Origin of the sequence: Erwinia sp. (genome assembly GCF_049696395.1) — a bacterium.
GTDB lineage: Bacteria > Pseudomonadota > Gammaproteobacteria > Enterobacterales > Enterobacteriaceae > Erwinia.
In genome coordinates this window covers 1-8,736 of sequence record NZ_JBAVTT010000146.1, presented here as the reverse complement: position 1 = coordinate 8,736, position 8,736 = coordinate 1, and the positions used below count along the sequence as shown (strand labels likewise).

Sequence of the window (8,736 nt, the reverse complement as noted above, 5' to 3'; positions counted from 1 at the left end):
GCCTTCGATATTGCCGGAGAAGCCCATGCTCTCTTTCAAATGGTTGCGCAGCACGTCAATGCCGTCCCCGGTGCGGGCCGACAGGCGAATAAGTGAGTGGCCATTCACTTCCGTCAGACCTTGCGCCTCGCCGGTGACGTCCGCTTTGTTACGCACCACGGTGATCGGCAGGGTTGCGGGTAAACGGGCAATAAAGTCTGGCCAGATCTCGGCGGGTTCAGTTGCGCCAGTCGTGGTGCCATCGACCATAAACAGCACGCGGTCTGCCTGTTCGATCTCGTTCCATGCACGTTCGATGCCGATACGCTCAACTTCGTCGCTGGCTTCGCGCAGTCCGGCGGTATCAATAATATGCAGCGGCATACCGTCAATATGGATATGCTCACGCAGCACGTCGCGGGTGGTACCGGCGATATCGGTCACAATCGCCGCCTCACGGCCTGCCAGCGCATTCAGCAGGCTGGATTTACCGGCATTGGGACGACCGGCAATCACCACCTTCATCCCTTCGCGCAGCAGGCTGCCCTGACGCGCTTCGGCCCGCACGCCATCCAGATCGGCAATCACCTGTTCCAGCTGCGCTTCGATTTTGCCGTCTGACAGGAAGTCGATTTCCTCATCCGGGAAGTCGATCGCAGCTTCTACGTAGATTCGCAGGTGAGTAAGTGCTTCCACAAGATGGTTAACCCGCAGTGAAAACGCCCCCTGCAGTGAGTTCAGTGCGGAGCGGGCAGCCTGTTCGGAGCTGGCATCAATCAGGTCGGCAATCGCCTCAGCCTGAGCGAGGTCCAGCTTGTCATTCAGGAAGGCACGCTCTGAGAATTCACCAGGGCGGGCAATCCGCAGGCCCGGCAGCGCCACAATGCGCTTGAGCAGCAGGTCGAGGATGACCGGGCCGCCGTGTCCCTGCAACTCCAGCACGTCTTCGCCGGTAAAGGAGTTCGGACCAGGGAACCACAGCGCGATGCCCTGATCCAGTGCGTTGCCTTCGGTATCACGGAAGGGCAGATAGTCGGCGTAGCGGGGCTTGGGTAGCTTGCCCAGCAGTGCCTGAGCTACCTCAGCGGCTTTGCTGCCGGAAATGCGCAGAATGCCCACACCACCGCGGCCTGGCGGGGTCGCCTGGGCGACGATAGTCTCGCTATGACTCATATTCGACTCTCTTTTCAGGCAAAAAAATAAGGCGGTCAGTGACCGCCTTATAGTACACCCTTCATCTTTCAAGTTGCAGGTGTGTTGGCTGCTCTCTCACCCCAGTCACTTACTTTATTAAGCTCCTGGGGATTCGCTCTTTTGCCGCCTTCCTGCAACTCAAAATCTATTGGGTGAAGTCTTTCTCTTTAATCTTTACGCTTTCTTTTTGTCACGGCTGTGTAAGCCACGTTTTTCCAGGCCGCGATAAATCAGCTGCTGCTGGATAATGGTCACCAGGTTACTGACAATGTAGTACAGCACCAGACCAGACGGGAACCACAGGAAGAACACGGTGAAGATCACGGGCATAAAGGTCATGATCTTCTGCTGCATCGGGTCGGTCACCGTGGTCGGCGACATCTTCTGAATGAAGAACATCGTAACGCCCATCAGGATCGGCAGGATGTAGTACGGGTCCTGTGCAGACAAGTCATGGATCCACAGAGCAAACGGCGCATGACGCAGTTCAATTGAGCCCATCAGCATGTAATACAGTGCCAGGAAGATTGGCATCTGGATAACCAGTGGCAGACACCCACCCAGCGGGTTCACTTTCTCTGCTTTGTACAGCGCCATCATTTCCTGGCTCATACGCTGTTTATCTTCACCGATACGCTCACGCATTGCCTGAATCTTAGGCTGCAGCATGCGCATTTTCGCCATGGAGGTGTACTGCGCTTTGGTCAGCGGGTACATGATGCCACGAACGATAAAGGTGATAACGATAATCGAGAAGCCCCAGTTACCGATAAAGCTGTGCAGGAACTTCAGCAGTTTGAACAGCGGCTGAGAGATGAACCACAACCAGCCATAATCCACAGTCAGGTCCAGATGCGGCGCGATAGCGGCCATCTTATCCTGAATTTCCGGGCCAACCCACAGCGTGGCAGCCAGGTTCTGCTGCGCGCCAGGGGCGATGGTGATCGGTGCGGATTTGTAGCCTACAGCCGCAATACCGTTACCCAGGTTGCTGGTATAAAGAGTATTGGAGCCGCTGGTACGTGGTACCCAGGCGGTAGCGAAATACTGCTGAAGCATCGCCACCCAACCATTGTTGGTGGTGGTGTTCAGGTTTTCGTTATCGCTGATTTTGTCAAACTTGTACTTCTCGTAGTTGGTCTCACTGCTGGAGTAAGCCGCGCCACGGAAAGTGTGCAACGCAAAATTATTACTGCCGGTATCGCGGTGTTTTGGCAGGTCGATGGTCTGCTTCAGCTGACCAAACATCGCCACTTCCAGCGGCTGCTGGGTGGTGTTGTTAACCTGATAATCCACGTCGATCGCAAACTCACCGCGCTTCAGAACGAAGGTTTTGGTGAAGGTTGCGCCGTTTTCCGCGGTGAACGTCAGCGGAATACGCAGTTCGCTCTGGCCGTCCGCCAACTCAAAGCTATCCTGAGTGGTGGTGAACAGAGGACGAGCGCCGTTAGCCGGGTTGTCCGGGCCGTTACGACCGGTCAGACCGCTCTGAGCCTGATACAGAAAACCTGGTGTGGTTTCCAGCAGCTGGAATGGCTGAGAAGAACCCAGTTTGTCCGGGTAAGTCTGCAGCAGTGCCTGCTCGATATCGCCACCACGGGTGTTGATATGTAAAGTCAGGACATCAGTCTTAACGGTGATCGTTTTGCCCTGTCCGCTGGCAGGTACACCCTGGTTGGCGGCATCACCGGCTGCGCTGGTCGTGTTTTGTGTGGTCTGAGTCTGCACAGGCTGCGGAGCGTGGTCCGTCTGCCAGGCTTGCCAGATCATGAAAGACACGAACAGAAAAGCGATGAGAAAAAGATTGCGTTGCGAATCCATCGTTAATGTTCTCAGTTATCGTCGGTTTTTGGCGGCACCGGATCGTCGCCACCCGGGTTCAAGGGGTGGCATTTTAATACGCGTTTCATCGTCAACCAACTGCCTTTTATCACCCCAAACCTGCGCAATGCCTCAATACCGTATTGAGAACAGGTTGGGTGGAATCGACAGTGAGGTCCTAAAAGCGGGCTAATCGCGCGTTGGTACACGCGAATAACCGCTATCAGGAGCCGCGAGCCAGGCGACAGTGACGACGCCATAGTTTCTCCAACGCTTCCGTCAGCGCACGGTTATCCAGGTCAGCCACGCCTTTTTTCGCCACGATCACGAAATCCATTGCTGGAAGTTCGTGTTGACGCAGGCGAAAACTCTCGCGGGTCAATCTCTTGATCCGGTTGCGTTCATGCGCGCGTTTGACGTGTTTTTTTGCGACGGTAAGACCGATGCGGGGATGCCCCAGCGAGTTCAGGCGGCCGAGAATAGTAATTTGCGGCGTGCCAGCTCTTTGTGGCTGCTGGAAGACGAAAGTGAAATGAGTGGGAGTTAACAAACGTAACTCCCTGGGAAATGCTAGCTTAACCACTGAGCGGTTAGCTTTTATTACTTAGAAACGGTCAGGCGTGAACGGCCTTTAGCACGACGACGTGCCAGAACCTGTTGACCATTTTTTGTTGCCATACGAGCACGGAAACCGTGTGAACGGTTACGCTTCAGTACGGACGGTTGAAAAGTGCGTTTCATGGCGATTTCTACCTAAACTTGGAAAATTTTCACTGGGTGACGCGTTTTGGTGGTCAGAAAACCGACCGACGCCTCAGTGTGTCTTTAATAAAGAGGCGGGATTGTAATAATTGTACAGTCCGGAGTCAATTTACTTCGCGTTAAAAAGCCGCGTCTGGATATCCCGGTCGACCGCAAAACCAGCCGGTACGGGCCAGAGCGCTTCGCGTCGGGGCGAGAATTATACGGCGTCTGCTATAAAGCGCAAGGATCGTTCAGGATCTTCTTGCGATCCCCTTACATCGCGTTTGCGATAATAACGTGACGGCACCTTTAAAATTCGATGAATGCAGACGATCCTGAATGCCTTTTGAGCACGAGAGCGTAAACTTATCCCCGCAGCGCTGACCTGTGGATAAATTGGATCAAAACTGTGTAGAAAGTGAAGATCTCTGCTTCGCTTTACGCTATGATCCGCCCTTCCGTTAACGATCCTCCGGGTCGATCAATGGCGGGATAACCGCGGACAGCGGTTCGTATGTGCGTCATCTGCATGCGTCAACAATGATGAATTTATCGCTTCAGCGCCTTTTTTTCTTATCGAATTTTTTCGAGTGGAGTCCGCCGTGTCACTTACGCTATGGCAACAGTGTCTTGCCCGTTTGCAGGATGAGCTACCTGCCACCGAATTCAGCATGTGGATACGCCCATTGCAGGCCGAATTGAACGACAACACGTTGGCCTTGTATGCACCAAACCGGTTTGTACTCGATTGGGTTCGGGATAAATACCTCAATAATATTAATGGCCTGCTGAACGATTTCTGCGGAACGAACGTACCGTTGCTGCGATTTGAAGTGGGCAGCAAGCCGGTGACACGCCAGATCAGCCAGCCAGTGCTGGCCAGCGCACATGGCAGTGCGCCCGTGCAGGCTTCTCGCCCTGTGCACACTCGCCCAAGCTGGGACAGTATGCCGGCTCCGGCGGAGCTTTCTTACCGCTCGAACGTTAACACCAAGCATAACTTTGATAACTTCGTTGAAGGTAAATCAAACCAGTTAGCCCGTGCGGCAGCGCGTCAGGTAGCGGACAATCCTGGCGGCGCCTACAACCCCTTATTCCTTTATGGCGGCACCGGTCTGGGTAAAACTCACCTGTTGCATGCGGTGGGTAACGGGATCATGGCGCGTAAACCCAATGCCAAAGTGGTTTACATGCACTCCGAGCGTTTTGTGCAGGACATGGTTAAGGCGCTGCAAAACAACGCTATCGAAGAGTTCAAACGCTACTACCGCTCGGTCGATGCTTTGCTGATCGATGACATTCAGTTCTTTGCCAATAAAGAGCGATCTCAGGAAGAGTTTTTCCACACCTTTAATGCGTTGCTGGAAGGCAACCAACAAATCATTCTGACTTCGGATCGTTATCCGAAAGAGATCAACGGTGTGGAAGATCGTCTGAAATCCCGTTTTGGCTGGGGGCTGACCGTCGCGATCGAGCCGCCTGAGCTGGAAACCCGCGTGGCGATCCTGATGAAAAAAGCCGACGAAAACGATATCCGCCTGCCGGGTGAAGTGGCTTTCTTTATTGCCAAGCGTTTACGATCTAACGTACGTGAGTTAGAAGGGGCGCTGAACCGCGTCATTGCCAACGCCAACTTTACTGGCCGGGCAATTACCATTGATTTTGTGCGGGAAGCGCTGCGCGATCTGCTGGCACTTCAGGAGAAGTTGGTCACCATCGACAACATCCAGAAGACAGTGGCAGAGTATTACAAAATCAAAGTGGCTGATTTGCTCTCCAAGCGGCGTTCCCGCTCGGTGGCCCGCCCACGCCAGATGGCGATGGCGATGGCCAAAGAATTGACCAACCACAGTTTACCGGAAATCGGTGATGCTTTCGGGGGTCGTGACCATACCACGGTGCTGCATGCCTGTCGTAAAATCGAGCAGCTGCGTGAAGAAAGTCACGATATTAAAGAAGATTTCTCAAATCTAATCAGAACATTATCTTCCTGACGCTATGAAATTTATTGTAGAACGCGAGCATTTACTCAAGCCATTACAGCAGGTCAGCAGCCCACTGGGCGGACGGCCGACTTTACCGATCCTTGGCAACCTGTTGTTACAGGTCAATGAAGGCAGCCTGTTGCTGACCGGCACTGACTTAGAGATGGAAATGGTGGCCCGTGTCGCGCTGACACAGGAACACGAACCTGGTGCCACCACGGTGCCAGCCCGTAAGTTTTTCGATATCTGCCGTGGCCTGCCTGAAGGCGCGGAGATTACCGTGATGCTGGACGGCGAAAGAATGCTGGTGCGCTCAGGCCGCAGCCGTTTCTCGCTTTCCACGTTGCCAGCCAGTGACTTCCCGAATCTGGATGACTGGACCAGCGAAGTCGAATTTACGCTTCCGCAGGCCACACTGAAGCGTCTGATCGAAGCGACCCAGTTCTCAATGGCACATCAGGATGTTCGTTACTACCTGAACGGTATGCTGTTTGAAACCGAAGGTGAAGAGCTGCGTACAGTAGCCACCGATGGTCACCGTCTGGCGGTGTGTTCCATGCCGGTCGGTCAGCAATTGCCGAGCCATTCGGTGATCGTGCCGCGTAAAGGGGTGATTGAGCTGGTTCGTCTGCTCGACGGGGGCGACACGCCGCTGCAGGTGCAGATTGGCAGCAACAATATTCGTGCTCACGTTGGCGACTTTATCTTCACTTCGAAGCTGGTTGATGGCCGTTTCCCGGATTATCGCCGCGTATTGCCGAAGAATCCGGATAAAACGCTGGATGCCGGTTGCGACATCCTTAAGCAAGCTTTTGCCCGAGCAGCGATCCTCTCTAACGAGAAGTTCCGCGGCGTTCGTCTGTATGTCAGCGAAAATCAGCTGAAAATTACCGCGAACAACCCGGAGCAGGAAGAAGCGGAAGAGATGCTGGACGTGACCTACGGCGGCACCGATCTGGAAATTGGTTTTAACGTCAGCTACGTGCTGGACGTGCTCAACGCGCTGAAGTGTGAGAATGTCCGTCTGCTGCTGACAGACTCCGTTTCAAGCGTACAGATTGAAGACGCAGCCAGCCAGAGCGCTGCCTATGTCGTCATGCCAATGCGTTTATAATCTATCGGCCTGTCTCAGTAGCCAGTTTGTGTGCTGTCCGCGCACAAACTGGCTGCTGAAAAGCGCACTGCCCTGATGCCCGTTTTTGGAAGTAATCTGCTATGGCTTTAACCCGCCTTCTAATCAAAGACTTTCGCAACATCGAAAATGCGGATCTGGCGCTGGCTCCCGGCTTTAACTTTCTGGTGGGCGCTAACGGCAGTGGCAAAACCAGCGTGTTGGAAGCGATATACACGCTCGGCCACGGTCGCGCGTTTCGCAGCCTGCAGGCTGGACGGGTTATCCGCCACGATCAGGATGCCTTTGTCCTGCACGGTCGGATTGAAGGCGCTGAGCGCGAAATCTCGGTAGGTTTGACCAAAAATCGCGCTGGAGACAGCAAAGTGCGCATCGACGGTAGCGACGGCCATAAAGTGGCTGAGCTGGCGCAGATGCTGCCAATGCAGCTGATCACCCCCGAAGGTTTTACGCTGCTCAATGGCGGACCGAAATACCGTCGTGCGTATATCGACTGGGGCTGTTTTCATAACGAACCCGGGTTTTTTACCGCCTGGAGTAATCTCCGCAGGTTGATGAAGCAGCGAAATGCCGCTTTACGTCAGGTTTCACGCTATCAGCAAATCCGCGCCTGGGACCAGGAGCTGGTTCCTCTTGCTGAGCAGATCAGCCGCTGGCGTGCGGCCTACAGCGAAGCTATCGCCGAAGATATCAACGCCACCTGCGCACAATTTTTACCGGAATTTAAGCTGAACTTCTCTTTCCAGCGCGGCTGGGACAAAGAGACGGAGTACGGCGAACTGCTCGAACGCCAGTTTGAACGCGATCGGGCTCTGACTTACACCGCCAGCGGCCCGCACAAAGCGGATTTTCGTATCCGTGCCGACGGGACGCCGGTGGAAGATTTACTGTCACGTGGCCAGTTAAAGCTGCTGATGTGCGCCCTGAGACTGGCGCAGGGTGAGTTTCTCACCCGACAGAATGGGCGACGCTGCCTGTATCTGATAGATGATTTTGCCTCCGAGCTGGATGAGACGCGGCGACAGCTGTTGGCCTCCCGTCTGAAAGCCACGCATGCCCAGGTTTTTGTCAGCGCTATCAGTGCCGAACACGTGTTCGACATGACTGACGAAAAGGGCAAGATGTTCCACGTGGAACAAGGTAAAATAGCGGTTCAACCTGAAGATTAAACGAGCGAGAAACGTTGATGTCGAATTCTTATGACTCCTCAAGTATCAAAGTTCTAAAAGGGCTTGATGCAGTACGCAAGCGCCCGGGTATGTATATCGGCGATACGGATGACGGCACCGGTCTGCATCACATGGTATTCGAGGTCGTGGATAACGCCATCGACGAAGCACTCGCCGGTCACTGTAAAGAAATTCTGGTGACAATTCATGCGGATAACTCCGTATCCGTGCAGGATGATGGCCGTGGTATTCCTACCGGCATCCATGAAGAAGGTATTTCTGCTGCAGAAGTGATCATGACTGTGCTGCACGCAGGCGGGAAATTCGATGATAACTCTTATAAAGTTTCCGGTGGTTTGCACGGCGTAGGCGTGTCAGTGGTTAACGCCCTGTCTGAAAAGTTGGAGCTTACCATTCGCCGCGAAGGCAAAGTTCACCAGCAGATTTATATGCACGGCGTGCCTCAGGCACCGCTGAGCGTGACCGGTGAAACGGATCTGACCGGAACCCGCGTGCGTTTCTGGCCAAGCCATCAGACCTTCACCAACGTGACCGAGTTTGAATATGAAATCCTCGCCAAGCGTTTGCGTGAACTGTCATTCCTGAACTCCGGCGTGTCGATCAAGCTGGAAGACAAGCGTGATGCCCGTCAGGATCACTATCACTACGAAGGCGGCATCAAGGCGTTCGTTGAGTACCTGAACAAGAACAA

At 54.0% G+C, this 8,736-nt stretch carries 9 protein-coding genes; 4 read left to right on the top strand and 5 right to left on the bottom strand.

Annotated elements, in window-relative coordinates; genetic code table 11:
• The 5 genes from mnmE to rpmH form a co-directional block, all read right to left on the bottom strand.
• A partial coding sequence (mnmE, locus tag WCC56_RS17655; protein WP_424693631.1) for a tRNA uridine-5-carboxymethylaminomethyl(34) synthesis GTPase MnmE occupies positions 1-1,152 on the bottom strand: 1,152 nt, incomplete at its 3' end.
• Positions 1,153-1,347: 195 nt separating this feature from the next.
• The gene (gene yidC, locus WCC56_RS17650; protein ID WP_424693630.1) at positions 1,348-2,994 is read right to left on the bottom strand and encodes a membrane protein insertase YidC; all 1,647 of its coding nucleotides are present in this window, start codon (positions 2,992-2,994) and stop codon (positions 1,348-1,350) included.
• Positions 2,995-3,005: 11 nt separating this feature from the next.
• Positions 3,006-3,254 carry a membrane protein insertion efficiency factor YidD gene (gene yidD / locus WCC56_RS17645; RefSeq protein WP_424693629.1) on the bottom strand — a complete coding sequence of 83 codons (249 nt, stop codon included), beginning with the start codon at positions 3,252-3,254 and terminating at the stop codon, positions 3,006-3,008.
• Complete coding sequence (gene rnpA / locus WCC56_RS17640) at positions 3,218-3,577, bottom strand: ribonuclease P protein component (protein WP_034889333.1); 360 nt, start codon at positions 3,575-3,577, stop codon at positions 3,218-3,220. Before rnpA ends, yidD begins: the two co-directional genes overlap by 37 nt.
• Before the next feature lie 17 nt (positions 3,578-3,594).
• A complete protein-coding gene (gene rpmH, locus WCC56_RS17635) occupies positions 3,595-3,735 on the bottom strand; it encodes a 50S ribosomal protein L34 (RefSeq protein ID WP_013204567.1) in 141 nt (46 codons plus the stop codon).
• A gap of 605 nt (positions 3,736-4,340) precedes the next feature.
• On the opposite strand from rpmH, the gene dnaA reads away from it, so the two are divergent.
• From dnaA to WCC56_RS17615, 4 genes are all read left to right on the top strand, one after another.
• Complete coding sequence (dnaA, locus tag WCC56_RS17630) at positions 4,341-5,732, top strand: chromosomal replication initiator protein DnaA (RefSeq protein WP_424693628.1); 1,392 nt, start codon at positions 4,341-4,343, stop codon at positions 5,730-5,732.
• Between the two features lie 4 nt (positions 5,733-5,736).
• Complete coding sequence (gene dnaN / locus WCC56_RS17625; RefSeq protein ID WP_053141070.1) at positions 5,737-6,837, top strand: DNA polymerase III subunit beta; 1,101 nt, start codon at positions 5,737-5,739, stop codon at positions 6,835-6,837.
• Positions 6,838-6,938: 101 nt separating this feature from the next.
• Positions 6,939-8,024 (top strand): DNA replication/repair protein RecF, encoded by a 1,086-nt coding sequence (gene recF, locus WCC56_RS17620; protein ID WP_424693627.1) that lies wholly within the window; start codon positions 6,939-6,941, stop codon positions 8,022-8,024.
• Between the two features lie 17 nt (positions 8,025-8,041).
• Positions 8,042-8,736, top strand: a 695-nt coding sequence (locus WCC56_RS17615) for an ATP-binding protein (RefSeq protein WP_424693626.1), incomplete at its 3' end; no start/stop codon positions are given.